At 70.7% G+C, this 26,954-nt stretch carries 25 protein-coding genes; 11 read left to right on the plus strand and 14 right to left on the minus strand.

Annotated features, from left to right (window positions below; all coding sequences use genetic code 11):
* Window positions 1-39: 39 nt before the first annotated feature.
* Window positions 40-690, plus strand: a complete 651-nt coding sequence (locus JJ691_RS23145; protein ID WP_211770804.1) for a polysaccharide lyase family 7 protein — start codon at window positions 40-42, stop codon at window positions 688-690.
* Between the two features lie 57 nt (window positions 691-747).
* Here the strand turns inward: JJ691_RS23145 and JJ691_RS23150 are convergent, their stop codons facing one another.
* The gene (locus JJ691_RS23150) at window positions 748-1,506 is read right to left on the minus strand and encodes an enoyl-CoA hydratase/isomerase family protein (protein WP_211770805.1); all 759 of its coding nucleotides are present in this window, start codon (window positions 1,504-1,506) and stop codon (window positions 748-750) included.
* 114 nt (window positions 1,507-1,620) lie between these two features.
* Between JJ691_RS23150 and JJ691_RS23155 the strand changes: the two genes are divergently transcribed.
* A complete protein-coding gene (locus JJ691_RS23155; RefSeq protein WP_211770806.1) occupies window positions 1,621-3,186 on the plus strand; it encodes an L-lactate permease in 1,566 nt (521 codons plus the stop codon).
* A gap of 63 nt (window positions 3,187-3,249) precedes the next feature.
* Here the strand turns inward: JJ691_RS23155 and pdxS are convergent, their stop codons facing one another.
* Window positions 3,250-4,149 carry a pyridoxal 5'-phosphate synthase lyase subunit PdxS gene (gene pdxS, locus JJ691_RS23160; RefSeq protein WP_211770807.1) on the minus strand — a complete coding sequence of 300 codons (900 nt, stop codon included), beginning with the start codon at window positions 4,147-4,149 and terminating at the stop codon, window positions 3,250-3,252.
* A 195-nt stretch (window positions 4,150-4,344) separates the two neighbouring features.
* On the opposite strand from pdxS, the gene JJ691_RS23165 reads away from it, so the two are divergent.
* A complete protein-coding gene (locus tag JJ691_RS23165; RefSeq protein ID WP_211770808.1) occupies window positions 4,345-6,471 on the plus strand; it encodes an elongation factor G-like protein EF-G2 in 2,127 nt (708 codons plus the stop codon).
* A 30-nt stretch (window positions 6,472-6,501) separates the two neighbouring features.
* Here the strand turns inward: JJ691_RS23165 and JJ691_RS23170 are convergent, their stop codons facing one another.
* From JJ691_RS23170 to JJ691_RS23195, 6 genes are all read right to left on the minus strand, one after another.
* Window positions 6,502-7,461, minus strand: a complete 960-nt coding sequence (locus JJ691_RS23170) for an NUDIX hydrolase (RefSeq protein WP_249228132.1) — start codon at window positions 7,459-7,461, stop codon at window positions 6,502-6,504.
* 9 nt (window positions 7,462-7,470) lie between these two features.
* Window positions 7,471-7,887, minus strand: coding sequence for a hypothetical protein (locus JJ691_RS23175; protein ID WP_211770809.1), 417 nt, complete (start codon window positions 7,885-7,887; stop codon window positions 7,471-7,473).
* Window positions 7,888-7,892: 5 nt separating this feature from the next.
* Window positions 7,893-8,984 (minus strand): glycosyltransferase family 4 protein, encoded by a 1,092-nt coding sequence (locus JJ691_RS23180; protein WP_211770810.1) that lies wholly within the window; start codon window positions 8,982-8,984, stop codon window positions 7,893-7,895.
* A gap of 3 nt (window positions 8,985-8,987) precedes the next feature.
* A complete protein-coding gene (locus JJ691_RS23185; protein ID WP_211770811.1) occupies window positions 8,988-9,881 on the minus strand; it encodes a phosphatidylinositol mannoside acyltransferase in 894 nt (297 codons plus the stop codon).
* Window positions 9,878-10,489, minus strand: coding sequence for a phosphatidylinositol phosphate synthase (gene pgsA / locus JJ691_RS23190; RefSeq protein ID WP_211770812.1), 612 nt, complete (start codon window positions 10,487-10,489; stop codon window positions 9,878-9,880). The genes JJ691_RS23185 and pgsA overlap by 4 nt, the downstream gene beginning before the upstream one ends.
* Window positions 10,490-10,595: 106 nt before the next feature.
* Window positions 10,596-11,078 (minus strand): MarR family winged helix-turn-helix transcriptional regulator, encoded by a 483-nt coding sequence (locus JJ691_RS23195; protein ID WP_211770813.1) that lies wholly within the window; start codon window positions 11,076-11,078, stop codon window positions 10,596-10,598.
* 87 nt (window positions 11,079-11,165) lie between these two features.
* Here JJ691_RS23195 and JJ691_RS23200 point away from each other — a divergent pair, with 87 nt between their 5' ends.
* A complete protein-coding gene (locus JJ691_RS23200; RefSeq protein ID WP_211770814.1) occupies window positions 11,166-11,705 on the plus strand; it encodes a YceI family protein in 540 nt (179 codons plus the stop codon).
* Window positions 11,706-11,794: 89 nt separating this feature from the next.
* Here the strand turns inward: JJ691_RS23200 and JJ691_RS23205 are convergent, their stop codons facing one another.
* From JJ691_RS23205 to JJ691_RS23215, 3 genes are all read right to left on the minus strand, one after another.
* A complete protein-coding gene (locus JJ691_RS23205; protein WP_211771665.1) occupies window positions 11,795-12,262 on the minus strand; it encodes an HIT family protein in 468 nt (155 codons plus the stop codon).
* Between the two features lie 92 nt (window positions 12,263-12,354).
* Window positions 12,355-14,376 (minus strand): threonine--tRNA ligase, encoded by a 2,022-nt coding sequence (gene thrS / locus JJ691_RS23210; protein WP_211770815.1) that lies wholly within the window; start codon window positions 14,374-14,376, stop codon window positions 12,355-12,357.
* Window positions 14,373-15,182 (minus strand): phosphatase PAP2 family protein, encoded by an 810-nt coding sequence (locus JJ691_RS23215; protein WP_211770816.1) that lies wholly within the window; start codon window positions 15,180-15,182, stop codon window positions 14,373-14,375. Before JJ691_RS23215 ends, thrS begins: the two co-directional genes overlap by 4 nt.
* A 149-nt stretch (window positions 15,183-15,331) precedes the next feature.
* Between JJ691_RS23215 and JJ691_RS23220 the strand changes: the two genes are divergently transcribed.
* The 4 genes from JJ691_RS23220 (at window position 15,332) to JJ691_RS23235 (ending at window position 19,517) form a co-directional block, all read left to right on the plus strand.
* The gene (locus JJ691_RS23220) at window positions 15,332-15,847 is read left to right on the plus strand and encodes a hypothetical protein (protein ID WP_211770817.1); all 516 of its coding nucleotides are present in this window, start codon (window positions 15,332-15,334) and stop codon (window positions 15,845-15,847) included.
* Between the two features lie 37 nt (window positions 15,848-15,884).
* Window positions 15,885-16,871 carry a Gfo/Idh/MocA family protein gene (locus tag JJ691_RS23225; protein ID WP_211770818.1) on the plus strand — a complete coding sequence of 329 codons (987 nt, stop codon included), beginning with the start codon at window positions 15,885-15,887 and terminating at the stop codon, window positions 16,869-16,871.
* Between the two features lie 76 nt (window positions 16,872-16,947).
* Window positions 16,948-17,856 carry a S1C family serine protease gene (locus tag JJ691_RS23230; RefSeq protein WP_211770819.1) on the plus strand — a complete coding sequence of 303 codons (909 nt, stop codon included), beginning with the start codon at window positions 16,948-16,950 and terminating at the stop codon, window positions 17,854-17,856.
* Window positions 17,857-17,891: 35 nt separating this feature from the next.
* Entirely contained in the window at window positions 17,892-19,517 is a 1,626-nt protein-coding gene (locus JJ691_RS23235; RefSeq protein ID WP_211770820.1) for a DUF885 domain-containing protein, read from the plus strand.
* On the opposite strand, the gene JJ691_RS23240 is transcribed toward JJ691_RS23235, so the two are convergent.
* Together JJ691_RS23240 and JJ691_RS23245 are read right to left on the minus strand one after the other, a co-directional pair.
* The gene (locus tag JJ691_RS23240; RefSeq protein ID WP_211770821.1) at window positions 19,486-20,868 is read right to left on the minus strand and encodes a hypothetical protein; all 1,383 of its coding nucleotides are present in this window, start codon (window positions 20,866-20,868) and stop codon (window positions 19,486-19,488) included. The genes JJ691_RS23235 and JJ691_RS23240 overlap by 32 nt on opposite strands.
* A gap of 76 nt (window positions 20,869-20,944) precedes the next feature.
* Window positions 20,945-21,661 (minus strand): AraC family transcriptional regulator, encoded by a 717-nt coding sequence (locus tag JJ691_RS23245; RefSeq protein ID WP_211770822.1) that lies wholly within the window; start codon window positions 21,659-21,661, stop codon window positions 20,945-20,947.
* Between the two features lie 55 nt (window positions 21,662-21,716).
* Between JJ691_RS23245 and JJ691_RS23250 the strand changes: the two genes are divergently transcribed.
* Genes JJ691_RS23250 through JJ691_RS23260 form a run of 3 tightly spaced genes read left to right on the plus strand, consistent with a single transcriptional unit; the run spans window position 21,717 to window position 26,409 of the window.
* Window positions 21,717-22,289 carry a class I SAM-dependent methyltransferase gene (locus tag JJ691_RS23250; RefSeq protein ID WP_211770823.1) on the plus strand — a complete coding sequence of 191 codons (573 nt, stop codon included), beginning with the start codon at window positions 21,717-21,719 and terminating at the stop codon, window positions 22,287-22,289.
* A 42-nt stretch (window positions 22,290-22,331) separates the two neighbouring features.
* The gene (locus JJ691_RS23255) at window positions 22,332-22,754 is read left to right on the plus strand and encodes a MarR family winged helix-turn-helix transcriptional regulator (protein WP_211770824.1); all 423 of its coding nucleotides are present in this window, start codon (window positions 22,332-22,334) and stop codon (window positions 22,752-22,754) included.
* Window positions 22,747-26,409, plus strand: coding sequence for an ABC transporter ATP-binding protein (locus JJ691_RS23260; RefSeq protein ID WP_211770825.1), 3,663 nt, complete (start codon window positions 22,747-22,749; stop codon window positions 26,407-26,409). The genes JJ691_RS23255 and JJ691_RS23260 overlap by 8 nt, the downstream gene beginning before the upstream one ends.
* On the opposite strand, the gene JJ691_RS23265 is transcribed toward JJ691_RS23260, so the two are convergent.
* Window positions 26,384-26,818 carry an OsmC family protein gene (locus JJ691_RS23265; RefSeq protein WP_211770826.1) on the minus strand — a complete coding sequence of 145 codons (435 nt, stop codon included), beginning with the start codon at window positions 26,816-26,818 and terminating at the stop codon, window positions 26,384-26,386. The two genes, JJ691_RS23260 and JJ691_RS23265, sit on opposite strands and share 26 nt — an antisense overlap.
* Window positions 26,819-26,954 lie beyond the last annotated feature (136 nt).

Here is a 26,954-nt window from a genome sequence, read left to right on the forward strand (position 1 = left end):
GCTGTAAACGTTTGCACGACGTATCAGTGGAGTGAGGCGATGAGGAAGCTCCTGACCGCGCTGGCGATCGCCGGCGCGACCCTGCCGGGAGTCGTCGGGCCTGCGGCGCACGCCGCGCCGCAGGCCGACCCGACGGCCGGACTCAAGCAGTACAGCGACACGTTCAGCGTGCAGCACCCGTACGACCTCGACCAGTCGGCCCGGTTCTCCACCTCGGCCGGCCCGGTCTACAACGCCTGGATCCAGAAGGGCGACAAGCCCTTCAAGCAGGGCTCCGGCACCGGTCCCCGCACCGAGATGCGCTGGCACAGCACCTGGTCGCAGACCGAGCACCAGTGGTCGGCCGACGTGCTGATCGACTCCGGCACCGAGGGAGCCTGCATCATGCAGGTCAAGGGCTCCACCGGCGGCGAGGCCGTGTACATCAACGTGCACGACAAGGGCAATCTGTACAACAGCGTCAACAAGACGCCGATCGCCACCGGCCTGTGGGGCAAGTGGTTCCACCTGAACACCGACTTCAACCCGGCCACCGGCGCCTTCCGGGTGTGGATCGACGGCAAGCAGGTGCTGTCCGGTCACTACGACGCGCCGGCCAGCAAGGTCTGGTACTTCAAGAACGGCGTCTACAACACCACCGGCGCCAAGGCCGAGGCCCACTTCAAGAACATCACCTTCTGGCAGAAGTGACCGCTCGGAAGGGGGCTTTCCTGGCATTCAACGCCAGGAAAGCCCCCTTCCCAGCACCTATTCGGGGTGGCGGCTGCGGGACAGGAAGGCCGTCACGCCGCGTTGGAAGTCCTCATAGGACACTGCCGGTCCGCTGGCGAAGCTGTCGGCGGCGGCCCGGGTCGGTGACAGCCCGACGCTGACGGCCTGTTTGGCGGCGACCAGCGCGGCCCGGGGCTGGGCGGCCACCGCGCCGGCCAGTTCCCGGGTCGCGGCCGCCAGCTCCGCGGCCGGCACGCGCCGGTTGGCCAGGCCGGCCGACACCGCCTCGACGGCGTCCAGCAGCCGCCCGGTGTACAGCAGCTCCCGGGCCAGCCCGTGCCCGGCGAGCAGGGCCAGCCGGGCGGCGAAGGCGGGGCTGACGAGGATCCCGAGCCGCGCGATGGGCATGCCGATCCGGGCGTCGTCGGCGAAAACCCTGAGGTCACAAGCCAAAGCGAGCTGACAGCCGGCCCCGGCGGCGACACCGTTGACCTGGGCGATCACCGGCGTCGGGCACTCCTCGATCGCCGTGCACGCGGCCTCCATGGCGGCGAAGGCCCGGTCCACGTCGTCAGGTGCGGCGTGCACCCACTCGCGCAGGTCGGAGCCGGCGCTGAAGGTGCCGCCGCTGCCACGCACCACGATCACCCGGATCTCCTGGTCCAGCGCCAACTCCCGGAACGCACGCTCCAGGGCGCGCCAGTCGTCGTGCCCCAGCGCGTTGGCGCTGCCGCCGGAGCCGAGCACCACTTCCGCGCTCGATCCCCCGCCGACCACCGTGACGTTCGCCGACACCGCGCCTCCCGACTGGACCATGGACTGCGTCAACTGTGATCCGTGCCCCTCTACTCCACCACGACGGCCGTGGACTAGCGTCTTGCGGACCTTCAACGGCGAGGTGGTTCCCGCATGTACACCCCGGTCCTTGCCCCGGTTGCCGGATCGCTCACCCTGTCCGCCCTGCTGGCCGCGCTGCCGCTGGTGGTGCTGTTCGTGCTGCTGGGCGTGTTCCGCATCCGGGCCTGGCTGGCCGCGGCGATCTCGCTGGCGGTGAGCCTGCTGGTCGCGGTGCTCGGCTATCCGATGCCCGTCGGCCAGGCCGTGCTCGCGGCCACCGAGGGCGCCGCGTTCGGCTTCTTCCCGATCCTGTGGATCGTGATCAACGCGATCTGGATCTACAACATGACCGTCCACACCGGACATTTCGACGTGCTGCGCCGGTCCTTCGCGCGGATCAGCGACGATCAGCGGATCCAGGGCGTGATAGTGGCGTTCAGCTTCGGCGCGCTGCTGGAGGCGCTGGCCGGCTTCGGCACACCGGTCGCGGTGACCAGCGTGATGCTGGTGGCGCTGGGTTTCCAGCCACTGAAGGCGGCCACGGTCGCGCTGGTGGCCAACACCGCGCCGGTGGCCTTCGGCGCGCTGGCCGCGCCGATCACCACCCTGGCCACGGTGTCCGGCCTGCCGCTGTCCGACCTGGCGGCGATGGTCGGCCGGCAGACGCCGGTGCTGGCGGTGTTCGTGCCGATGGTGCTGGTCGGCATCATCGACGGCTGGCGCGGCGTGCGGGAGACGCTGCCGGCCACCCTCACCTGCGGCGTCGTGTTCGCCATCGCCCAGTACGCCACGTCGAACTTCTTCAGCGCTCCGCTGACCGACATCGTGGCCTCGCTGCTCAGCGCGCTGGCCGTGGTGGCCGTGGTGCGCCGCCGCAGCAAGGCGGAGGCCACCGACAGCCGGGTCGAGGTGTTCCGCGCCTACGCCCCGTACGCGATCATCATCATCGTCTTCGCGCTGGCCCAGGTCCCGGCGATCAAGAACGCCCTGACCAGCGTCACCGTCACGTTCAACTGGCCCGGCCTGCACCTGGCCACCCTGAGCGGCAAGGCGTCCACGCTGCCGGCGTTCAAGTTCGACTGGCTGGACGCCGCCGGCAGCCTGCTGGTCATCGCCGGCCTGATCACCATCCCGGTGATCAAGATCGGCACCGGCGCCGCGCTCCGGGCCTACGGCGGGACCTACCGCCAGCTCGCCACCGCGATCGTCACCGTGATGGCGGTGCTCGCACTGGCCTACGTGATGAACGCCAGCGGGCAGACCACCACCCTGGGCACCTGGATGGCCAACGCCGGCGGCCTGTTCGCGTTGCTGTCGCCCGTGCTCGGCTGGCTCGGCGTCGCCGTCACCGGGTCCGACACCTCGTCCAACTCCCTGTTCGGGGCGCTGCAGGTGACCGCCGCCCAACACGCCGGCCTGAGCCCGACGCTGATGGCCGCGGCCAACTCGGCCGGCGGCGTGCTGGGCAAGATGATCAGCCCACAGAACCTGGCCATCGTGGCCGGCGCCGTCGGCCTGGCCGGCCGCGAGGGCGACCTGTTCCGCCGGGTCTTCCTGTGGAGTCTGATCCTGCTGGCCGCGATGTGCCTGCTCGTCTTCCTCCAGTCCACCCCGATCCTGAGCTGGATGGTCGTCTGAACGTCGTGAAGGGGTCCTTCCTGACGTTGAACGCCAGGAAGGACCCCTTCACGACAACGGCGACTACCAGCCGCGGGTGGCCAGCAGCTGGGACTCGGGCAGCTCCGAGACGTTGATGCCGACCATGGCCTCGCCCAGGCCGCGTGAGACCTTGGCGATCACGTCCGGGTCGTCGTGGAAGGTGGTGGCCTTGACGATGGCCTCGGCCCGCTTGACCGGGTCGCCGGACTTGAAGATGCCGGAGCCGACGAACACGCCCTCGGCGCCGAGCTGCATCATCATGGCGGCGTCGGCCGGGGTGGCGATGCCGCCGGCGGTGAACAGCACGACCGGCAGCTTGCCGGTGGTGGCGATCTCCTTGACCAGCTCGTACGGCGCGCGCAGCTCCTTGGCGGCGGCGTAGAGCTCGGCGTCGTCGAGCACGGTCAGGCGGCGGATGTCGGCCCGGATCTGGCGCATGTGCCGGGTGGCCTCGACGACGTTGCCGGTGCCGGCCTCGCCCTTGGAGCGGATCATGGCCGCGCCCTCGGCGATGCGGCGCAGGGCCTCGCCCAGGTTGGTGGCGCCGCACACGAACGGCACGGTGAAGGGCCACTTGTCGATGTGGTTGGCCTCGTCGGCCGGGGTGAGCACCTCGGACTCGTCGATGTAGTCGACGCCGAGCGACTGCAGCACCTGGGCCTCGACGAAGTGGCCGATGCGGGCCTTGGCCATCACCGGGATGGACACCGCGGCGACGATGCCGTCGATCATGTCGGGGTCGCTCATCCGGGCGACGCCGCCCTGCACGCGGATGTCGGCCGGCACGCGCTCCAGCGCCATGACGGCGACCGCGCCGGCGTCCTCGGCGATCTTGGCCTGCTCCGGGGTGACGACGTCCATGATCACGCCGCCCTTGAGCATCTCGGCCATGCCGCGCTTGACCCGCGCGGTGCCGGTGGCGGGAGTGGTGTCGATGTTCAACGTGCCGACCTTTCGGGAACGGACCAGGGGGACACCTTGATGCTAGGTCGGACGTGGCCTGCTGTTTGAGGCCAATCTGACACAATTTCGGAAGGCCACTTGCCGGGTGGGCTTGTCCGACCAGCGGTTCGGGTGTGAGATCGGACACATCGAGGTGTACGCCAGGCCAATTCGGTTCGTGCGGGAGGTGACCCCATGGGGTCCAAGAACACCGACAACACCAATTCCGGCGGCGCGGTCGCTGTAGCCGACCCGGCCAAGGTCCGCAATGTCGTGCTGGTCGGCCCGTCCGGGGCCGGCAAGACCACGCTCACCGAGGCGCTGCTGGCCGCCTCGGGCGTGCTGACCAGGGCCGGGTCGGTCACCGAGGGCACCACCGTGTGCGACCACGACCCCGCGGCCCAGCGCCAGCAGCGCTCGGTCGGACTGGCGGTGGCCCCGCTGGTCCACCAGGACGTCAAGATCAATCTCATCGACACGCCCGGCTACGCCGACTTCGTCGGCGAGCTGCGGGCCGGGCTGCGGGCCGCCGACGCCGCGGTGTTCGTGGTCGGCGCGGCCGAGGGCGTGGACGCGATGACCATGGCCCTGTGGGAGGAGTGCGCGGCCGTCGGCATGCCCCGCGGCGTGGTGATCGCCCGGCTCGACCACCACCGGGCCGACTTCGACGCCGAGCTGGCCGCCTGCCAGGAGGCGTTCGGAGCCGGCGTGCTGCCGCTCTACCTGCCGGTGCCCGGCTCGGCCAACACCAAGCTGGTCGGCCTGATCACCCAAAGCGTCTTCGACTACTCCGACGGCTATCCGCCGACCGTCCGCGAGCCGGACGCCGCGCTGGCCGAGTTCCTGGCCGACCACCGCAACACGCTGATCGAGGGAGTCATCGCCGAGAGCGAGGACGAGACCCTGATGGACCGCTATCTCGGCGGCGAGCAGATCGACCCCGACGTGCTCATCACCGACCTGGAGACCGCGGTCAGCCGGGGCTCGTTCTACCCGGTGGTGCCGGCCTGCGCGGCCACCGGCCTGGGGCTGGCCGAGATCCTGGACGGCATCGTGCGGGCCTTCCCGTCCCCGCTGGAACACCCGCTGCCCTCGGTCACCGACCCGGTCGGCGGCACCGTGCTGGAGATCAGCACCGACCCGGACGGCCCGCTCGCGGCCGAGGTCGTGCGCACCGCCGTCGACTCCTACGTCGGCCGGGTGTCGCTCGTCCGGGTGTTCTCCGGGACGCTGCGGCCGGAGCGGTCGGTGCACGTGTCCGGGCACGGCATGAGCGACCGCGGGCACGAGGACCACGACGAGGACGAACGGGTCGCGCACATCTACTCGCCGCTCGGGGCGCAGCTGCGAGAGGTGCCGTTCTGCGTGGCCGGCGACCTGTGCGCGCTGACCAAGCTCGGCTCGGCCGAGACCGGCGACACCGTGTCCGATCCCGACCAGCCGCTGCTCATGTCGCCGTGGCTGATGCCGGAACCGCTGCTGCCGGTGGCGATCACGGCCCGCAAGCGCAGCGACGAGGACACCCTGGCCCGCAACCTCGCGCGACTGGTCGCCGGGGATCCGACGCTGCGGCTGGAACGCAACACCGAGACGCACCAGATGGTGTTGTGGTGCATGGGCGAGGCCCACGCCGACGTGGTGCTGGCCCGGCTGCGGGCCGGCGGCGCCGAGGTCGACACCGAGGACGTTCGGGTGCCGCTGCGGGAGACCTTCGCCAAGGCCGCCAAGGGCCACGGCCGGCACGTGAAGCAGTCCGGCGGGCACGGCCAGTACGCCGTGTGCGACCTGGAGGTGGAGCCGCTGCCGCGCGGATCCGGCTTCGAGTTCGTGGACCGGGTCATCGGCGGCTCGGTGCCGCACCAGTTCATCCCCAGCGTGGAGAAGGGAGTGCGGGCGCAGCTGGCGAAGGGCCTGCACGGCGACCACCCGTGCGTCGACGTGCGGGTGACCCTGGTCGACGGCAAGGCGCACAGCGTCGACTCCTCGGACTCCGCGTTCCAGACCGCCGGCGCGCTGGCGTTGAAGGAGGCCGCCGCCAACAGCCGGATCTCGCTGCTGGAGCCGATGGACGAGGTGACCATCCGGCTGCCCGACGAGTACCTGGGCTCGGTGCTCGGCGACCTGTCCAGCAAGCGGGCCCGGGTGCTGGGCACCGAGGCCGACATCGTCCCCGGCCGGACCCTGATCCGGGCCGAGGTGCCGGCCACCGAGCTGATCCGCTACGCCGTCGAGCTACGCTCGCTGGCCTCCGGGACGGCGACGTTCACCCGGCACTTCGCGCGGTACGACCCGCTGCCGGACAACCTGGCCGCCAAGGCCTGAGGCCCGTTCGTGCGGTGGCGCCGGGGGACGTCACCGCACGGGCCGCACCGTGCCGTCCCAGGGCGTGGCCAGCAGGTCGTCGAGCAGCGGGCCGATCAGCGGCGGGTAGACCAGCTCGCCGGTGTCGGCCAGCTCGGCCGTGGTCCACCAGCGGTGCCCGGTGACGATGTCGTTCTCCAGCTGGGTGAATCCCGAGGTGTCGATCGTCTCCGTGTTGGTGCGCAACAGGAAGAACCACTCCTCGCCGAGAAACCACCGGCTGTCGAAGGAAAAAGTCACCCGCCGCAGCCACACCGGGCCGGTCAGGTCGTCCTGCGCGCAGCGGATTCCCGTCTCCTCGAACAGTTCCCGGACCGCCGCCTCACGCAGCTTCTCCCCCTGCTCGATGCCGCCGCCCGGGGTGAACCACCACTGCTCGGTGTTGTTCGGCGGCAGATTGCCGCCCCGGAACAACAGCACCCGGTCGCGGTCGTCCACTAGCAGGACGCGGGCCGAGGCCCGCGGCACCAGCGCCTGTTCCCCGCTCTCCGGCGCCACCGGCTCCGCGATCTCGAAGTAGCTCGGCAGCGGCGCCGTGCCCGCCAGCCGCAGCCACCGGACGGATCGCCTGCGCCGCAAGGCAAGCGTGTCCCGCACCGCGTCGTTGTGCACCCGCCGGGCCAACACCAGGCGATGCTCGGCGTCGGCCAACTCCGTCACGATCTCCTCAGGCAGCGCCGCCCGGTCCAGGTCCCCCAGCAGCCGGCTCACCTCGTTCTCGGCCGCTTCCCGGTCCGCCTTCAGGGCCTGCTCCGCTGCCTCCGTCGCCGCTTGCAGCTTCGGGCTCGCCAACCGGGCCAGCAGCGCCCTCCGCGCCAGCGCCGCATCCAACGCCGCCCACGCCGCGTCGGTCCGGATGTGCAACCGGTCCAGCCGGCTCGTCAACCGCATCGTCCGCGCCACGAGGATCAGCAGCACCACCAGCCCCGCCGCCAGCGCCTCGATGATCACCGCTCGACCCTACTCCGGGCGGGGGAAGTAGCGGCCGGACGTGGTGGTGGCGAAGGCGGTGTCGAACAGGGCCCAGCCGTCGAGCTCGGTGGTGGCGTTGGCGAGCGGGTCCCAGCCGTCGGCGACCGCGGCGTCCAGCAGGGCCCGGACGACGCCGGGCTGGTTGAGGTTGAGGCCACGGCCGTCGGCGTGCCGCACCTGGCCCGAGTGCAGGAGCCAGCCTTCGGCGACGAGGAAGCCGTTGCCGACGTGGAACTCGACGAAGAGGCGGCCGGGCGAGCGATCGCGGCGGATCATCAGGAACTCGTGGCAGGTCTTGTCCCGCTCGACCGGGTCCTCGATGTTGTCGTGGCTGTGGCCGACATGCCACCGGTAGCGGTCCGCGCCGACGCCGAGCCAGCGGCTGTCGTTGCGGTGGCGGGGCATTCGACCTACCTCAAACCTGCATTTCGGTGGGACGCTGAGCGGGACTCGCGGGGGTTGGCCGAGGTGGCGGCTTCGTAGACGCGGAGGACCTGGTCGGCGACGACGGACCAGTCGAAGGCTAGGGCGCGGGAGGCGCCGGCGAAACCGAATTCCATGCGGCGCACGGGGTCTTCGAGCATCGAGGCGAGGGCGGCGGCCAGGGCGGCGGGGTCGCCGGGCGGGGCGAGGAGGGCGGCGGGGCCGAGGACGCGGCGGAAGGCGTCGAGGTCGCTGGCGACGACGGGGGCGCCGGCGCTCATGGCCTCGGCCAGCACGATGCCGAAGCTCTCGCCGCCGGTGTTGGGGGCGCACACGACGTCGACCGAGCGGAGCAAGGCGGCCTTGGTGGCGTCGGAGACTTCGCCGAGGACGACGGCCTGGGGGCAGGCGGCCTGGAGGGCGGTCGCGTCGCCGCGGCCGGCGACGAGGAGGCGGAGGTCGGGATAGCGCGGGGCCAGCAGACGAACAGCTTCGACCAGCACGGACATGCCCTTGCGGGGCTCGTCGAAGCGGCCGACGAAGCCGATGGTGCCGCCGGCGCGGGGATAGCCGGGCAGCGGCGGGGCGTCGGCGAAGAACCGGACGTCGACGCCGTTGGGGATCTCGACGGCGTCCCCGCCCAGGTGCTCGACCTGCACCCGCCGGGCCGGCTCGGACACGGCGATCCGGGCGGTGACCTTCTCCAGCTGCGGCCGCAGCACGCCCTGGGCGGCGAGCAGGATCCAGGACCGGGTGAACGAGGTGTGGAAGGTGGCGACGATGGGGCCGCCGGCCAGGGTCAGGGCCAGGAACGACAGGCTGGGCGCGATGGGCTCGTGCACGTGCAGCACGTCGAAGGAGCCGGCCCGCAGCCACCGCCGCACCCGGACGTAGGCGCCGGGCCCGAAGGCCAGCCGCGCGACGGAGCCGTTGAAGGGAATGGGCATGGCCCGCCCCTCGGGCGCCAGCACGGACACCTCGTGCCCGAGCCCGCGCAGCGCGGCGGCCAACCCGGTGACATGGGCCTGGACGCCGCCCGGCACGGCGAGCGAGTACGGGCAGACCAGGCCGATCCTCACCGGTCAATCCTCATTGTGGGCGGGCTCCTCGGCCAGCCACAGCCGCTGGAGCATGTGCCAGTCCTCGGGGTGAGCGGCGATGTCGGCGGCGAACACGTCGGCCAGGGCCTGGGTGGCGGCGGGAATGCCCTCCACCCCGCTGACCTTGACCGGCGGGTGCACCCGCATGCCCCAGCCGGTCTCGGTGAACCAGGTGCCGACCGGCAGCAGCGCGGCCCCGGTGGTGGCGGCCAGGTAGGCCGGTCCGGCCGGCATCTTGGTGGTGCCGCCGAAGAACGACACGGGCACGCCGCTGGCGGTGAGGTCCCGGTCGGCGAACAGGCACACCACGCCGCCGTCCCGCAGCCGCTGGGCCAGCAGCTCGGTCGGCCGGACGTCGCCGCCGGCCGACGGCACGACCTCGAAGCCGAGCCGCTGCCGGGCCCGGGTGAAGCTCCGGTACAGCGACTCCGGCCGCACCCGCTGCACGACGACGCTGACCTGCCGGGCGTGCCCGAGCAGCCACACGCCGGCCAGGTCCCAGCTGCCGCAGTGCGGCAACGCCAGGATCACGCCGTTGCCCTCGGCGCACGCGGCGAGCAGGTTCTCCTGGCCGGTGGCGGTCCGCTCGACCGCCTGGTGCACGGCTTCGACGTCGCCGGGCCGCAGTCGGAACGTCTCGCACCAGTAGCGGGCGTAGGACCGCATCGCCCGCGCGACGAGCTCGTCCAGCTCGGCCGCCCCGGCCCGGGGCACCACCCGGGCCAGGTTCCGGCGTAACTGCGCGACGCCACGGCCGCCCCGCCGGGTCGCGAAGTCCGCGCCCCACTGGAACACGCCGACGGCGACCTGTTCGGGCACGATCCGGGCGAACAGCCAGCCGGCCCGGAAGGCGGCGGTGACCAGCAAACCCTTCACTGGGTCTGCTCCTTGGCCGCCCGGTGCACGGCCAGCAGCCGCTGTGCCACGGTGACCACGGCCAGCACCGCCAGCACCCACAGGGCCACGTCCAGCGCGTACGGCACGCCGAGGCCGGTCAGCCCGGTGCCGACCAGGGCCAGGATCATGCGCTCGGCCCGTTCCACCAGGCCGCCGTCGGCCGACAGGCCGGTGGCCTCGGCGCGGGCCTTCACGTACGAGATGACCTGGGCGCCGACCAGCGCGATCAGCGCCGCGGCCCCGCCCACACGGTCGTTGGTGGCGGACAGGCAGAACCAGGTGATGGCCGCGAGCAGCGCGCCGTCGGCGATCCGGTCGCAGCTGGCGTCGAGCACCGCGCCGAACCGGGTGCCGGCCCCGCTGGCCCGCGCCACCGCGCCGTCCAGCAGGTCGAACAGCACGAAGAAGGTGATCACGAGAGTGCCGGCGAGCAGCTGCCCGCGCGGGATGAACCAGAGGGCGGCGAGCACGGTGCCCGCGGTGCCGACGAGGGTGACGGCGTTCGGCGTGACACCACGCCGCAGCAGCCACGTCCCGACCGGGTCGGTGACGCGGGAGACGGAGGCGCGAGCGAAGATGTTCAGCATGGGGCGGCGGAGGCACCTACCTGCACTTCAGGACGGGGTACGGCCAGCCTAGCCAGCGACCCCGATCACCCCGCCAGCGACACCCCCGCGGTTCATCGGTCCCGTCTCATTCCTCACACGGGTTGCTGGGACAGCCCTTGCTGGCCTGGGCGGTGATGGCCTCCGAGATCAGCCCCAGCTGCTTGACCTGCTCCTCGCTCAGCCCGTCGAACAGCACGCTGCGGACCTCGGCGGCGTGCCCGGGGGCGGCCTGCTCGACCGCGGTCATACCATCGTCGGTGAGCACCGCGAACGCGCCGCGCTTGTCGGTGGGGCAGGACCGCCGGCTGACCCAGCCGTTCTCCTCCAGCCGGGCGATGGCGTGCGAGAGCCGGCTGCGGGAAGACTTGGTGAACTCGGCCAGCTCGCTCATCCGCAGCTCACGGTCGGGTGATTCGGAGAGTGCGACGAGGATCTCGTAGTAGGTGGTCGGCATGCCCGAGTCGCGCTGCAGTTGGCGGTCCAGACGCTCGTTGACCAGCTTGGTGGCGGCCGTGTAGGCCCGCCACGCCCACTGCTCGGACTCGGACAACCATCGCGGCTCGCTCATGGCTACCATCGTACCTGTTGTTGAACTCTCAATCTCAGTGCTAGAGTTCGGTTGAGAGTTCAACCAATGCTCATGGAGGACCGAAAGATGACTGCCGCAACCCAGATCCCCGGATACGTCGCCGGCACCTGGACCATCGACCCGGTGCACTCGGACGTCGCGTTCATCGTCCGCCACCTCGGCGTCTCCAAGGTTCGCGGTCGCTTCAACACCATCTCCGGCACGATCGTGACCGGTGACGACCCGGCCGCCTCCACGGTGACCGCCAGCATCGTGGCCGACAGCATCGACACCAAGAACGAGCAGCGCGACGGCCACGTGAAGTCCCCCGACTTCCTGCACGTCGAGGAGCACGAGCACCTGACCTTCACCTCCACCGCCGTGCGCATCGACGGCGAGGAGATCGAGATCGACGGCGACCTGACCCTGCACGGCGTCACCAAGGCCGTCACCCTGACCGGCGAGCTGGGCGGCTTCGGCGACGGCCCCAACGGCAAGGTGCTGGGCGTGTCGGCCACCACCGAGATCAAGCGCTCCGACTTCGGCGTCGGCGGCGGCATCCCGGCGGCCGTGGTCAGCGACAAGATCAAGATCGAGCTGGACGTCGAGGCCGGCCTCCAGGCCTGATGCCCCGACCCCCGCGAGTCCCGCTCTCGGGCAACTGAATGTCGAGTTCTGGAACTCGACACACGGTTGCTGGAGAGCGGGACTCGCGGTTATTTGGGCCAGGCTTTCGACAACAGCGCCCACGTCTCCCCCAGGAGTTGGGGGATGGTGCGGGTCTGGCCGATGACGGGCATGAAGTTGGCGTCGCCGCCCCAGCGGGGCACCACGTGCTGGTGCAGGTGGGCGGCGATGCCGGCGCCGGCGACCGTGCCCTGGTTCATGCCGATGTTGAAGCCGTGCGGGGCCGACACGCTGCGCACCACCCGCATCGCGGTCTGGGTGAACTCCCCCAGCTCCACGGTCTCGGCCGCGTTCAGGTCGGTGTAGTCGGCGACGTGCCGATACGGCACCACCATCAGGTGACCGGCGTTGTACGGGTACAGGTTGAGCACCGCGTACACCAGCTGCCCACGGGCCAGGATCAGTGCCTGCTCGTCGGGCAGGCGCACGATGGCGCAGAACGGACAGCCGGCCGGCTCGTCGCTCTCGGGCTTGTTCTCGCCCTGGATGTAGGCCATCCGGTGCGGGGTCCACAGCCGCTGAAGCGCGTCCGGGACCCCCACACCGTGCTGAACCGACTTCCCTGCCGGGGGTCCCTGTTCAGGTGAGGTCACGCGGTGGCCACCACCGAGAAGTTCTCCGCGTTGGGCGAGGCGTTCTCGCGGCGGCTGACCCAGTCCACCACCGCTTCCACGGCCTGCTCGACCGGCACGCCGTTGACCTGGCTGCCGTCGCGGAAGCGGAAGGACACCGCGCCGTTCTCCACGTCCTTCTGGCCGGCGACCAGCATGAACGGCACCTTCTGCAGGGTGTGGTTGCGGATCTTCTTCTGCATCCGGTCGTCGGAGGCGTCCACCTCGACCCGCACGCCCTTGGCCCGCAGCGCCTTGGTGACCTGCAGCAGGTGCTCGACGTGCTCGTCGGCGATGGGGATGCCGACCGCCTGCACCGGGGCCAGCCAGGCCGGGAACGCGCCGGCGTAGTGCTCGGTGAGCACGCCGAAGAAGCGCTCGATGGACCCGAACAGCGCCCGGTGGATCATCACCGGCCGCTGCCGGCTGCCGTCGTTGGCGGTGTACTCCAGCTCGAACCGCTCGGGCAGGTTGAAGTCCAGCTGGATGGTGGACATCTGCCAGGTGCGGCCCAGCGCGTCCCGGGCCTGCACGGAGATCTTGGGACCGTAGAAGGCGGCGCCGCCCGGGTCCGGCACCAGCTCCAGGCCGGAGTCCTCGGCCGCCTCGCGCAGCGCCTCGGTGGCCTTCTCCCACACCTCGTCGGAGCCGACGTACTTCTCGTCGTTGCGGGTGGACAGCTCCAGGTAGAAGTCGTCCAGGCCGTAGTCGCGCAGCAGGTTGAGCACGAAGCCCAGCAGCGACTTCAGCTCGTCCTGCACCTGCTCGGGGGTGCAGAAGATGTGCGCGTCGTCCTGCGTCATGCCGCGCACGCGGGTCAGGCCGTGAATCACGCCGGACTTCTCGTAGCGGTACACGGTGCCGAACTCGAACATGCGCAGCGGCAGCTCGCGGTAGGACCGCCCGCGGGACCGGAAGATCAGGTCGTGGAACGGGCAGTTCATCGGCTTGAGGTAGTAGTCCTGGCCGGGCTTGCGGACCTTGCCGTCCTCGTCGTACTCGGCGTCCAGGTGCATGGCCGGGTACATGCCGTCGCGGTACCAGTCGAGGTGGCCGGAGGTCTCGAACAGCGCGCCCTTGGTGATGTGCGGCGAGTAGACGAACTCGTAGCCCTCTTCCTCGTGCCGGCGGCGCGAGTAGTCCTCCATGGCCCGGCGCACGATGCCGCCGCGCGGGTGGAAGACGGCCAGCCCGGAGCCGATCTCGTCGGGGAAGCTGAACAGGTCCAGCTCGGTGCCCAGCCGGCGGTGGTCGCGGCGCTCGGCCTCGGCCAGCAGCTCCAGGTGCTTGTCCAGCGCCTCCTGCGACTCCCAGGCGGTGCCGTAGACCCGCTGCAGCTGCGGGTTCTTCTCGTTGCCGCGCCAGTAGGCGGCGGCCGAGCGGGTCAGCTTGAATGCCGGGATGTGCTTGGTGGTGGGCACGTGCGGGCCGCGGCACAGGTCGCCCCACACCCGGTCGCCGCTGCGCGGGTCGAGGTTGTCGTAGATGGTCAGCTCGCCCGCGCCGACCTCCATGACCTCGGACGTGTCGACGTCCGACTTGATGTCGACCAGTTCCAGCTTGAACGGCTCGGCCTTGAGCTCGTCCTTGGCCGCGTCCACGGACTCGACGACCCGGCGCGAGAACCGCTGGGAGCCCTTGATGATCTGCTTCATGCGCTTCTCGAGCGCGGCCAGGTCCTCCGGCGTGAACGGGCGGTCGACCTGGAAGTCGTAGTAGAAGCCGTCCTTGATCGGCGGGCCGATGCCCAGCTTGGCCTCCGGGAACGCCTGCTGCACGGCCTGGGCCAGCACGTGCGCGGTGGAGTGCCGGATGACGCTGCGGCCGTCCTCGGTGTCGGCGGCGACCGCCTCCACCTCGACGTCGGCCTCCGGCGTCCAGGACAGGTCGCGCAGCTTGCCCTCGGCGTCCCGCACCACCACGATCGCGTCGGAGCCCTTGCCGGGCAGGCCGGCGTCGCGGACCGCGGTGCCCGCCGTCGTCCCGGCCGGCACCGTCACGCGCGGTGCTGATCCTGGGCCTGAGGGGCGCGGCTGCGACACGATGACTCCTTCAACACGGGATAAGTCGGTATCCCATCGTATCCAGCGGCCACCTGGGCGTTTGCCGTAGCCCTCGGGTGGGCGCACAGCGGCAGGGCCACCGCCGCGACAGTGCCGGCGGCGATCGCCCCGGTGGCGACAATCACCAGGTCGGAGCTGGTGGTCGAGGCAAGTACCACATATCCGGCGAGCACGGCAGCGGCCGGTGCGCAGGCCGCCGTGAGGGCCGCCCACAGGGTCGGCCGGACGTCGGACAGGGCCGCCGCGAGGGCCCCGCACAACGCCAATGCCCCGATCGTGTCGCTGAGCCGGTGCCAGCCCAGCTCGGCGGTGGTGGCCGCGATGTAGGACGTCAGCACGGCGCCCAGCACCAGCGCCGCCGGCCGGATGTCCCGTGGCAGCACCAGGATCGCCCCCAGCACGATCGCCGCACAGGCGGTGACGTGGCCGCCGGGGAAGCTGTTGCCGACCGAACCCGGCCGGTACAGCAGCGACTCCTTCAGCACCCACGCCACCGAGATCGCCGCCGCCATCAGCACCGCCGCCGCGGCCGTGCCCCGCCAGCGGCGCTGGAGCACGCCGGTGGCCAGGACCAGCACGATGCCGACGGCGATCAGGCCCGGGCTGATCGCGCCCAGCGTGCCGGTCATGTCCGGCGGCAGCAGCGTGGCATCCTCCAGCCGGCGGCCGGTCGGCGACAGCACAAACACCGCGTAGGCGAGCACGAACCCGACCACGCATCCCCCCACGGGCAGCAGCTTCATGCGATCAACACTGCCGGTGCGCTGTGTGTGAACTGTGCGTGTCCTGTCATGGTTTCGCTACGAGTTCGACAGGTTCCACTCAGCGGCAGCACAGCCGGCTCTCGCACTCTGGTGTTCAGCAGCAACGCGCAACCCCAGGAGCAGGCCAGATGTCCGAGCCGAACACCCCAGACGAGCAGCCGGCCGAGCAGCACCAGCAGCCGGTGGCCGGCCCCGACGCGCACCAGCAGCCGTCCGCCGCCGAGCCGCCGCAGCCCTCCCAGCCAGAACAGGCCCCGGCGCAGGAGGAGCCTCAGCCGGCGGCCTTCGCCGCCGACGCGCCGCCCGAGGCCCAGCCCGGTGTCCAGCAGCCGCAGGCGTCCTACGTTCCCCCGCCGCCCGGCGCGCCCCAGCCCCAGGTGATCTACGTCCAGCGGCCGCCCGGCAAGTTCGCCGCCTTCGCCCGCAACCGGGTCACCCAGGTGGTGGCCGCGCTGGTGGTCGGGCTGATCGTGGGCGGCGGCATCGGCGGCATCATCGGCGCGCACCACACCGGCGGGCCCGGCATGCACCGCACGTACTCCCAGTACGGCCCCCAGGGCGGCTTCGGCCGCGGCGGCGGCTTCGGGCCCGGCAGCCAGCAAGGCGGCCCCCAGCAGGGGACGCAGCAGGGAGAACAGGGCTAGTTACACCTGTTAACCAACCATGCGGCATCATCGCCGCATGAGCAATACGACGACCGTCCGCATCGGGGTGCTCGGCGCGGCCCGCATCGCGCCGAACGCCCTGATCGCGCCGGCCCGGGACAACGCGGAGGCCGAGGTGGTCGCGGTGGCGGCCCGCGACCGCGACCGGGCCTCGGCGTACGCGCAGAAACACGGCATCGGCCGGGTGCACGGCAGCTACGAGGAACTGCTCGCCGACCCGGACATCGACGCCGTCTACAACCCGCTGCCCAACGCCCTGCACGCGCGGTGGACGCTCGCGGCGCTGGACGCCGGCAAGCACGTGCTGTGCGAGAAGCCGTTCACCAGCAACGCCGCCGAGGCGAAGACCGTGGCCGAAGCCGCCGAGAAGAGCGGCCTGGTGGTGATGGAGGCGTTCCACTACCGCTACCACCCGCTGGCCCAGCGGGTCGCCGACATCCTGGCCAGCGGCGAGATCGGCACGCTGCGCCACGTGCAGGCGGCCCTGTGCTTCCCGCTGCCCAAGTTCTCCGACATCCGCTACAACCGCGACCTCGGCGGCGGAGCCATGATGGACGCCGGCTGCTACGCGTTGCACATGGTGCGGCTGCTCGGCGGTGGCGAGCCGGATGTCGTGTCCGCGCACGCGAAACTGCACAAGCCGGACGTGGACCGGGCGATGAAGGCGGACCTGGTCTTCCCCCAGGGACACACGGGCGCACTGACCGCGTCCCTGTGGTCGAGGGACCTGCTCAAGATCACCGCCTCGGCGGTGGGCGACAAGGGCCGCGTCAACGTGTTCAACTTCGTGATGCCGCAGGGTTATCACCGGCTGACCGTGCGCACCGCCGACGGCAAGCGGGTGGAGCAGCTGTCGAAGCGCCCGTCCTACAGCTATCAGCTGGACGCCTTCTGCGGGGCCGTGCTCCGGGGCGAGCCGATCCTCACGCCGCCGTCCGACTCGATCCGCACCATGACGGTGATCGACGAGATCTACCGGAAGGCCGGCCTCACTCCCCGTTAGACAAACCCAGGAACTTCTTGGGGTGCGCACGCCTTCGCCTCAGGTTCCTCATATGTGGCGAAGTCAGGCTGGTGCCATGACCGAGACGCCCCGCACCCCTGAGCCCGCCGCCGTCTACACCGACAACACGCCGACGCCGCCGACCGGCTTCCCGAACCCGCTGTTCGTGCCGCAACCACCGCAGCCGCCCCGCAAGTCACGCAAGGGCGCCGCGGTCCTGATCGGGGCCGCGGTGCTGGCGGCGGTGGTCGGCGGCGGCACCGGCTACGGCATCTACACGGCCAACGCCCAGTCCACTGTGGTCAGCAGCCTTTCCAGCAGCACCACCGCAACCCCGGCCGCCAACAACACGTCCGGCTCGGTCAGCACGGTGGCCGCCAGCGGCCTGCCGGTGGTCGTGCAGATCTCCAACTCGCAGGGCCTGGGCTCGGGCGTGATCATCAGCTCCGACGGGCTGATCCTCACCAACAACCACGTGGTGGCCAGCGGCGGCTCCTTCACCGTCACGTTCAACGACGGCAAGAAGGTCGCGGCGACCGTGGTCGGCACCGACCCCTCGACCGACCTCGCGGTGGTCAAGGCCCAGGGCGTCAGCGGGCTGAAGACGGCCACCTTCGGCGACTCCTCGCAGGTCAAGGTGGGCGACCAGGTGGTGGCGATCGGCTCCCCCGAAGGACTTCAGGGCACCGTCACCACCGGCATCGTCAGCGCGCTGAACCGGACCGTCACCGCCTCGGACAACCAGGGCAACAGCCCGTACTCGCGCTCGGCCAACTCGGCCACCACCTACAAGGGCGCGATCCAGACCGACGCGTCCATCAACCCCGGCAACTCCGGCGGCCCCCTGTTCAACCTGCAGGGCCAGGTCATCGGCATCAACTCGTCCATCTACTCCACCAGCGACGGCAGCATCGGCCTGGGCTTCGCCATCCCCAGCAACACGGCCAAGACCGTGGCCCAGAAGCTGGTGGCAAACGGCAATTAGCGACCTGCGTGCCGTGGACCACCTATGCTCGGCCGGTGAACCCTGTCGACGAGCTGTCCGACCGGTACGTGGGCCGACTGGCCGCGACCGATCCCTGCCTGGCGGCCATGATGGGCATCGCCGGCCACGACGGCGCGCTGACCGACTACGGGCCGGACGGCTTCGCGGCCCGGCACGAGTTGGCCGAACGCACCCTCACCGAGCTGACCGCCGTCCCGCTCGGTTCGGATGCGCAGCGGCGGGCCGCGGCGGTGCTGCGGGATCGGCTGGAGATCGAACTGGCCCGGTTCGCCGCCGGCTACGTGGAAGCGGACCTCAACACCATCGACAGTCCGCCGCAACGGTTGCGGCAGGCCATCGAGGTGCTGGACCAGGGCGAACGGACCGTCGAGGCGGACATGCGCTCGCGGCTGGCCGGGATTCCCGAGGCGCTGGCCGGGCTGCGGGCGACCCTGGAGCGGGGCCGACAGCAGGGGCGCGTGTCGGCCGTGCGACAGGTCGTCAACTGCGCCCGGCAGAGCAAGGAGTTCGCCGACTACCTGGACACGCTGCCGGGCCACTTCCGGGCCGAGACCGAGCGGGCCGGGGCCGCGCTGCTGGAGTTCGCGGCGTACCTGACCGAAGGTTTGGCCCCGTACGCTCCGGCGCGGGACGCCGTCGGGTCTGAGCGGTACGCCTTGGAGGCACGCAACTTCCTCGGCAGCGAGATCGACCTTGTGGAGACGTACGACTGGGGCTGGCGGGAGCTGGCCCGGCTGGAATCGGAGATGCGGGCCGTCGGCGCGCACATCCGGCCCGGCGAGCCGCTGCCGGCCGTGCTGGCCGCCCTGGACGCCGACCCCGCGCACCGGGCGTCCGGTGTCGACCAGTTTCGCGGCTGGATCCAGGAGCTGGCCGACCGGGCCATCGCCGATCTCGACGGCGTGCACTTCGACATCCCGGAACCGTTGCGGCGCCTGGAATGCCGGGTGCCCGGCTCCAACACCGGCATCTACTACCTCGCGCCGGCCGAGGACCTCAGCCGGCCCGGCATCGTGTGGTACTCGGTCACCGAGGAGCAGCCGGCCACCTGGTCCGTGCCGTCGGTGATGTTCCACGAGGGCGCGCCGGGGCATCACCTCCAGCTCGGCCTCAACGTGCTGAACACCCGTACTCTCAACCGATTCCAGCGGCTCAGCGCCGAACTGCACGTCGGGCACAGCGAGGGATGGGGCCTCTACGCCGAGCGGCTGATGGACGAGCTCGGCTGCTACGAGCTTCCCGCGCACCGCATGGGCATGTTGGCCGGCGGCCAGCAGCTGCGCGCCGTCCGCGTCATCGTCGACATCGGCCTGCACCTCGAACTGTCCATCCCGCACGGCGTCGGCTTCCACGACGGCGAGCCGTGGACACCCGAACTGGCCGTGGAGTTCGTGCGCGACCGCTCCGGCTCCATCGGCGGCGAGGAGTTCGCCCGCTTCCAGGTCGACCGCTACCTGGGCCTGCCCGGCCAGGCCATCGCCTACAAGGTAGGCGAACGCTCCTGGCTCGCCGCCCGCGCCGCCGCCCAGTCCCGCCAGGGCGCCCGCTTCGACCTGCGCACCTTCCACAAGACGGCGCTGGACCTCGGCCCGATGGGCCTGGACCTGCTCACGACGGAGCTGGCCCGGCTGCTGACCTGACCTCGAAGAAGGGCTCAGGCAGGTCGGCGTCCGGGACTTCGAGGCACCACCGGTCGCCCACGCGTTCCGCGACCGCGCGGTCCACCACGACCAGCGTGCGGTCGCGTGAGGCCAGATCGCAGATCTGCGCCGCCTTGTGCACGCTGGCGCCGACCACGAGGTTCTCCCGGTGCCGCACCGGCCCCATCCGGACCTCGCGGTACGGGCCGTACGAGATGCCCATCCGGCTGTGCACCCGGTCGACCTGCCAGCCTCGATCCCGCCACACCTTCTTGATCCGCGCGAAGTCCTCGGCGGCTCGCAGCGCCGTGGTGACCGCCGCGTCCACCGCCGTCGAGTTCCCGGAGACCGCCAGCTGGTCGTCGACAAACCGGAACATCGCGCCGTCGCCGAGATATCCGTCGATCGCGCCGCCCGCGTTGAGCACGAACTCGGTGACACCGGTCAGGTACTCGTCGATGCAGGCCACCGCGCCCGGTTCGCCGAGCGCGTCGAACAGCGACGAGGAGTGGCTGAGGTCGCAGAACACGATGGCCGCCTGGTAGCGGCTCGGCGGCGAGTACAGCCCGATCTGGGAGAAATGGTCGGTGTCGCTGACGAATTCGCCGACCTTGACCGCCATCCTGGTCACCGCCGCGACCGCCGCCTGCTCGTCCCCCCTCTCGAAGCCGCCGTCCTTGTTCAGGAACTGCGCGACACCGACGGGGCCCTTGCCGCCGTAGTGCAGCGGCACGGTGAGCATGTTCTCCGTGACATGCTCGGCCCGCGAGTCCACCGCGGGCGAGAAGTGGGGATTCTCCTGGGGATCGCCAATCACCGGGCGGCCGTCCCGGAACACGAAGCCGGCGATCGACTGCGGTTTCACCTTCATCTTCTCCAGCCGCGGGGCGGCCGGGCCATGGGCGACGAGGAAGATGAAGGAGTTGGACTGCGGTTCGGGATCTTTGACGATCACCGAGGACTCGGTGGCCCCCAGATCCTGCATCACGTTGCGAAGCTCGTTCTCGACCTCGTACCGGAGCAGGCCGCCGCTGGTCAGCAGCGACGCCTCGGACGACATCTTGCTGCGCAGGTCCTCGAAAATCTCGTAGTAGAGCTCCCGTTTCTTGGCGTTCGCGACGGCCTCGGCCCGATCGGCGCGCTGCTGCGCGGCGGCCGCCAGCTGCTGGGCCGCCCGCACCTGTTCGTGCAGATCCGTCTTCAGCGCCGCGGTCTCCGCCTTGGCCTCGGCTTCCAGGGTGAGGACCTTGGCGTCGATGGTTTTCCTTCCCACCCACCAGATTGCGCCGACAACCATCACCAGGACCGCCACGCCCGCGCTGACCACCGGGGCCCACTGGAGAAACGTCACTCGCACGCTCCAACACGTTCCGGTGGTGCCGCCGACGCTGTGCGGGCACCTTACCGTGCCGCGCCGTCAACCGGGCTCAAATGAAATAGGTGCCCGGAGTCGTGCCGGTGACGCGGCGGAAGGCGGCGACGAAGGCGCTGGGGGTGGCGTAGCCGACGCGGCGGGCGGTGGTGGCGACGGGCATGCCGGCGGCCAGCAGGGGCAGGGCGGCCAGCAGGCGGATCTGGGTGCGCCAGGCGCCGAAGGTCATGCCGGTCTCGGCGACGAAGGCCCGGGCCAGGGTGCGGGAGGAGGCGCCGACGAGGCGGCCCCAGGCGGACAGGTCGCGGTCGTCGGCGGGGTCGTCGGTGAGGGCTCGGGCGATCACGGCCAGGCGATCGGAGACGGTGGGCACGTGGATGGTGGACACCGGCACGGGCACCAGCAGGTCCCGCAGCACGGCCTCGGCGCGGCGGCGGGGAGCAGTGGGCAGGGTGAGGTCGGCGAGGTAGCGGATCATCTCGGCCAGCAGCGGCCCGACGGCGACGACGGTGGGCTCGCCCCAGCGCCGCCCGCCGAAGTACACGCTGTGCATGGACGACGTGCTGGCGGCCCCGGTGCGGTGCACGGTGCCGGCCGGGATCCACAGCGCCCGGCTGGGCGGCAGCACCCAGGTGGCGTCGCCGACCTGCACGGTCAGCATGCCCTCGGCGGCCCAAGCGAACTGGTGGTCGGGATGCACGTGCCAGTCGAACCACTCCCCCTTGGGCATGGTCACGCTGAGCACCATGATGGCGTGTCCGTCTGACGACATCACCTGTCCTTCTACTCGGTAGCGGACACCTCCGGCCCACCCTACCGTCGAAGCCATGCCGATGAACTTCATGCACCGGAGGATCTGCTCCTCGCAGGACTGGGCCCGGCAGGTCCGCGAGCAGAAGCTGCCCTGGTCGCTGGCGGGCGTGGAACTGGGCGAGGACCTGCTGGAGATCGGGCCGGGTTACGGGGCCACGACCCGGGTTCTGGTGGAGATGGCCCCCAAGGTGACCGCGGTGGAGGTGGACGCCAGGTCGGCCGAGGATCTCCGTGGCGAGTTCGACGGCCGGGCCCGGATCCTGCACGGCGACGGCAGTAAGATGTCGTTGCCGGACAACGACTTCAGCTCGGTGGTGTGCTTCACGATGTTGCACCACGTGCCGACCAGGGACATGCAGGACGGCATCTTCGCCGAGGCGCTGCGGGTGTTGCGGCCGGGCGGGGTGTTCGCGGGCAGCGACAGCCGGCTGAGTCTGCGGTTCCGGATGCTGCACATCGGCGACACGATGAACGTGGTCGACCCGGACGAGCTGCCGGAACGCCTGCGGCGGGCCGGTTTCGAGGACGTCGAGGTGACCCTCAAGGAGGGGGCGTTCAAGTTCAAAGCCCGGAAACCTTCGCGCTAAAACCGGTGGCGTCGTCGCGTTAGTACGCAGTAGCGTAATAACGTGCCTCGAGACGAGAACGTCCGCCGGATCCGGTCGGCCGTGACCCGGCTGTCCCGCCGGCTGCGGGCCGAACGGCCGGCGGACGCCCTGGCAGCGACCAAGATCGCCGTGTTGGCCGAGTTGTGGCGCAACGGCCGGATGTGCGCCGGCGACCTGGCTTCCCTGCTGCGGGTGCAGCCGCAGTCGCTGACCAGGACGCTGGCCGCGCTGGAGGAGGACGGCCTGATCCTGCGCCGGCCGGACGAGCTGGACCGCCGGCAGGCGGTCATCGGCATCACCGAGGCCGGCGTGACCGCGCTGTCCGAGGACATGCAGGCCCGGGAACTGTGGCTGGCCAAGGCCATGGACATCCAGCTCAGCCCAGCCGAGCGGCAACTGCTGGCCGACGCGGCCGAGCTGATGGATCGGCTGGCCGATGACTGAGCCGCGGGTGAACCCCATGGGCGGCAACTGGATCCGCCGCCTGCTGCCGTTCCTGCGGATCCAGCGCCGCAGCCTGGTCCTCACCTTCGCCGCCGCACTGGCCGGCGCCGGTCTGGCCGCGGTCACACCGCTGCTGGAGCGGCACATCGTCGACGACGTCATCCTCAGCCATCGCTCCCCCTTGCTGCCGTGGCTGATCGCGCTGATCGCGGTCGGCGTGCTGACCTTCTTCGCGTCGCGGATCCGCCGCTTCCGGGCGGCCAAGGTGGTGCTGGAGGTCCAGTACCAGATCCGCAACGCGGTGCACGAGCAGTTGCAGCGCCTGGACATCGGCAGCCACCAGTCGATGCCGACCGGGCAGCTGGTGTCCCGGATCTCCACCGACGCCGGCGTGATGGTCCGGGTGCTGTCCTACTTGCCGGCGCTGAGCAGCAACGTGTTGCTGATCGTGGTGTCGCTGGTGGTGATGGTCGTGCTGTCGCCGCTACTGGCGGTGATCAGCGCGCTGGTGGTGCCGGCGCTGGTTTTTGTGGTGTACAAGATGCGCCGCCAGGTCCGACCGGCCACTTGGGACAGTCAGCAGCGCGGCGCCGAGGTGACGCAGACCGTCACCCAGACCGTGTCCGGCATCCGGGTGGTCAAGGCGTTCGGCCAGGAGGACCACGAGCTGGACCGGTTCGTCGAGGCCAGCCAACAACTCTACGGTGCACGCATCCGATCCGTCCGGCTGATCGCCAAGTACCAGCCGCTGCTGCAGGCGATCCCAGCGATCGGGCAGGTGCTGCTGCTGGCCCTGGGCGGCTGGCTGGCGCTGCACGGCAACATCACCGTCGGCACCTTCCTGGCCTTCGCCACGTACTTGGCCCAGGTCATCGGGCCGGCGCAGATGTTCGCCGGGATGATCAGCGCCACCCAGCGGGCCGGCATCTCCGCGCGGCGGATCTTCGACCTGCTGGACTCGGTGCCGGCGGTCACGGACAAGCCGGACGCCGAGCCATTGCCGCCAGTGCGCGGCGACATCGCCATCACCGACGCCACTTTCGGCTACCTGCGCTCGGAACCGGTGCTGGACGGCTTCACGTTGCACGTCGAGCCCGGTGAAACCGTGGCCCTGGTGGGCACTTCCGGCTCCGGAAAGTCCACCGTGGCCATGCTGCTGGCGCGATTCCACGACGTGCAGGGCGGCAGCGTCAAGATCGACGGAGTCGACGTCCGGGACGTGACGGTGGATTCGCTGCGCAGCCAGGTCGGCATGGTGTTCGAGGAGAGCTTCCTGTTCTCCGACACCGTGCGGGCCAACATCGGCTACGGCCGGCCGGACGCCACCGACGCGGAGATCGAGGCGGCAGCACGAGCGGCGGAGGCGCACGGCTTCATCCAAGCGCTGCCGGAGGGATACGACACGCAGGTCGGCGAGCGCGGGCTGACGTTGTCCGGCGGGCAGCGGCAGCGAATCGCGCTGGCCCGGGCTCTGCTGACCGATCCGCGGATCCTGGTGTTGGACGACGCGACCAGCGCGGTGGACGCCCGGGTCGAGGAGGGCATCCACGCCACGCTGCGCCGGGTGATGGTCGACCGCACCACGCTGCTGATCGCCCACCGCCGTTCCACCCTGCGGCTGGCGAGCCGGATTGCCGTGGTGGACAAGGGACGTGTGGTCGCGCAGGGCAGTCACGAGGAGCTGATGGCCGCCAGTCCGCTGTATCGGCGGCTGCTGGCCGGCACCGACGAGGACATCGACGTCGAGGTGACCGAAGGCGTCACCGCCGAGGCCTGGCAGGCGGATGGCGGCAAGCGCAAGCAGTTGGCGATCATGGAGACGCCCAGGGAGATGGCCGCCGGCATCGCCGCGTTGCCACCGGCCCGGGACCGCGCCGAGGTCGACACCGTCGGCGACGACGACCCGCACTTCTCCTTCCGCCGCTTCGTGTGGCGGCACCGCACGGCGCTCGGGCTGGGTCTGTTCCTGGTGTTGTTGGACGCCGTCGCGACCGCCGCCGGCCCGTACTTCTCCCGTGAGGGCATCGACAACGGCGTGCTCAACGGGTCCAGCGCGGCGCTGATGCTGTCGGCCCTGGTCTTCTTCGCGGTGGTGCTGGGCGATCTCGCCGTGTCGGTGGCCATGACGCTGGTCAACGGCCGCACCGGTGAGCGGCTGCTGATGGCGTTGAAGGTCCGCGTGTTCAAACGGCTGCTCAGGCTGCCGGTCTCGTTCTACGACCGGGAGATGGTCGGCCAGGTCATGACCCGCATGACCACCGACACCGACTCGTTCTCCTCCTTGCTGCAGAACGGTTTGCTCCAGGCCGCGGCCAGCGTGCTGACCTTCACCGGCGTGTTCGTGGCGATGGCCGTGATGAACATCGAGCTGACCGGGGTGGCCGCGCTGGTGCTGATCCCGTTCGTGCTGGCCACCACGTTGTTCCGGCGGCTGGCCAAGGGCAGCTATGTGCAGGCCCGGGAGCGGATCTCCGACGTCAACGCCGGCTTGCAGGAAAGCCTTTCCGGCGTAAGGGAATCTCAGGCGTTCGGGCAGCAGCAGCGCCGGCACAGCGAGTTCAAGCGGCTCACCCGGGGCTACCTGGACGCCAGGATGAAGGCCCAGCGGCTGATCTCCGCGTACTTCCCGTTCCTGGAGTTCCTGTCCGACCTCGGCGCGGCGCTGGTGCTCGGCGCGGGCTACTTCCTCATCGCCCGCAACGAGTTGACCGCCGGCGAGCTGATCGCGTTCGTGCTCTACCTCGGCCTGTTCTTCGCCCCGATCCAGCAGCTGTCCGGTGTGTTCGACGACTGGCAGCAGGCACGGGTGTCGATGCAGCGGATCAACGACCTGCTGGCCGAGCCCGATCTCACACCGACCGCCGCCCAACCGACCCACCCCGGCCGGCTGACCGGCCGGATCATGGTGCGGGACCTGTGGTTCCGCTACCCCGGCGTGGACACCGACGTGCTGCGGGGCGTGAATCTCGTTGTGGAGCCCGGGGAAACGGTCGCGCTGATCGGCGAGACCGGGGCCGGCAAGTCCACTGTGGTCAAGATGCTGGCCCGGTTCTACGACCCGGACCGGGGATCCGTCACGATCGACGGCTTCGACCTGCGCGAGCTGGATCCGCCGGAGTTCCGCCGACAGCTGGGTTACGTGCCGCAGGAGGCTTTCCTGTTCCCCGGCACCATCCGGGACAACATCGCCTACGGCCGGCCCGAGGCCACCGACGCCGAGGTCGAGGCGGCCGCGCGGGCCATCGGCGCGCACGACTTCGTGGCCAAGCTGCCGGGCGGCTATCTGCACGAGATGGGTGAGCGGGGCGGATCCCTGTCCGCCGGGCAGCGGCAGCTGTTGTGCCTGGCCCGGGCCCAACTCGTCGATCCGGTGCTGCTGTTGCTGGACGAGGCCACCGCCAATCTGGACCTGGCCACGGAATCCGTCGTGTCCGCCGCCATGTCCACGCTGGCCGAGGGCCGCACCACGATCCTGGTCGCGCACCGCTTGCAGACCGCTCGCGCCGCCGACCGGATCGTGGTGATGGACGCCGGGCGCGTGGTCGCCGTCGGCACTCATGAGCAGCTGCTCGCCGACAGCGACCACTACGCTCGACTCTGGCTGGCCTTTGAAACCAGCACAGCCGCCGTCACACCAGCGTCGCGTCCAGCGTGATCGTCGTGCCGGTCAGCGCCTTGCTGACCGGGCAGGTGTCCTTGGCGGTCTGGGCCAGCTCGGCGAACTTGGCCGCGTCCAGGCCCGGCACCTTGGCGTTCACCGTGATCGCGATGCCGGTCAGCGCGAAGCCGCCGGCCGGGTCCGGGCCCAGCGTCACCTCGGCGCTCACGTCGAGCGAGTCCGCGGTGAGGCCTTCCGCTCCGAGCACGCCGGACAGGTTCATCGCCAGGCACGAGCTGTGCGCGGCCGCGATCAGCTCCTCCGGCGAGGTCTGGCCGTCCGGGTTGCCCGTGCGGGTCGGGAACGACACGTCGAACTGACCCGCGTTCGAGGAGTCGAACGTGACGGTCCCCTTGCCGTTCTGCAGTCCGCCTTCCCAGTGGGTGGTGGCGTCGCGGCTGGGCATTGTGGCCTCCCTGAGTGGTGGTTACACCAAGACCCTAGCGCACACTTAAATCGCACGCAATGCTTCCGGACGAAAAGGAGACCACCCAGGGGTCAGGCGACCGAGCGGCAGGGGTCAGGCGATTGACGCCGCACTC

The sequence above is a fragment of the Kutzneria sp. CA-103260 genome, assembly GCF_018263855.1.
In the GTDB taxonomy this organism is placed as follows: Bacteria; Actinomycetota; Actinomycetes; order Mycobacteriales; family Pseudonocardiaceae; genus Kutzneria.

Bases quoted from the DNA above. Each gene is read 5' to 3' on its own strand.
- pgsA (WP_211770812.1), bottom strand. From the start codon at position 10,489: ATGCTGAACATCTTCGCTCGCGCCTCCGTCTCCCGCGTCACCGACCCG.
- JJ691_RS23200 (WP_211770814.1), top strand. From the start codon at position 11,166: ATGACTGCCGCAACCCAGATCCCCGGATACGTCGCCGGCACCTGGACC.
- JJ691_RS23220 (WP_211770817.1), top strand. From the start codon at position 15,332: ATGTCCGAGCCGAACACCCCAGACGAGCAGCCGGCCGAGCAGCACCAG.
- JJ691_RS23205 (WP_211771665.1), bottom strand. From the start codon at position 12,262: ATGGCCTACATCCAGGGCGAGAACAAGCCCGAGAGCGACGAGCCGGCC.
- JJ691_RS23155 (WP_211770806.1), top strand. From the start codon at position 1,621: ATGTACACCCCGGTCCTTGCCCCGGTTGCCGGATCGCTCACCCTGTCC.
- JJ691_RS23225 (WP_211770818.1), top strand. From the start codon at position 15,885: ATGAGCAATACGACGACCGTCCGCATCGGGGTGCTCGGCGCGGCCCGC.
- JJ691_RS23230 (WP_211770819.1), top strand. From the start codon at position 16,948: ATGACCGAGACGCCCCGCACCCCTGAGCCCGCCGCCGTCTACACCGAC.
- JJ691_RS23175 (WP_211770809.1), bottom strand. From the start codon at position 7,887: ATGCCCCGCCACCGCAACGACAGCCGCTGGCTCGGCGTCGGCGCGGAC.
- JJ691_RS23145 (WP_211770804.1), top strand. From the start codon at position 40: ATGAGGAAGCTCCTGACCGCGCTGGCGATCGCCGGCGCGACCCTGCCG.
- JJ691_RS23215 (WP_211770816.1), bottom strand. From the start codon at position 15,182: ATGAAGCTGCTGCCCGTGGGGGGATGCGTGGTCGGGTTCGTGCTCGCC.
- JJ691_RS23165 (WP_211770808.1), top strand. From the start codon at position 4,345: ATGGGGTCCAAGAACACCGACAACACCAATTCCGGCGGCGCGGTCGCT.
- JJ691_RS23265 (WP_211770826.1), bottom strand. From the start codon at position 26,818: ATGCCCAGCCGCGACGCCACCACCCACTGGGAAGGCGGACTGCAGAAC.
- JJ691_RS23250 (WP_211770823.1), top strand. From the start codon at position 21,717: ATGCCGATGAACTTCATGCACCGGAGGATCTGCTCCTCGCAGGACTGG.
- JJ691_RS23260 (WP_211770825.1), top strand. From the start codon at position 22,747: ATGACTGAGCCGCGGGTGAACCCCATGGGCGGCAACTGGATCCGCCGC.
- JJ691_RS23245 (WP_211770822.1), bottom strand. From the start codon at position 21,661: ATGTCGTCAGACGGACACGCCATCATGGTGCTCAGCGTGACCATGCCC.
- JJ691_RS23195 (WP_211770813.1), bottom strand. From the start codon at position 11,078: ATGAGCGAGCCGCGATGGTTGTCCGAGTCCGAGCAGTGGGCGTGGCGG.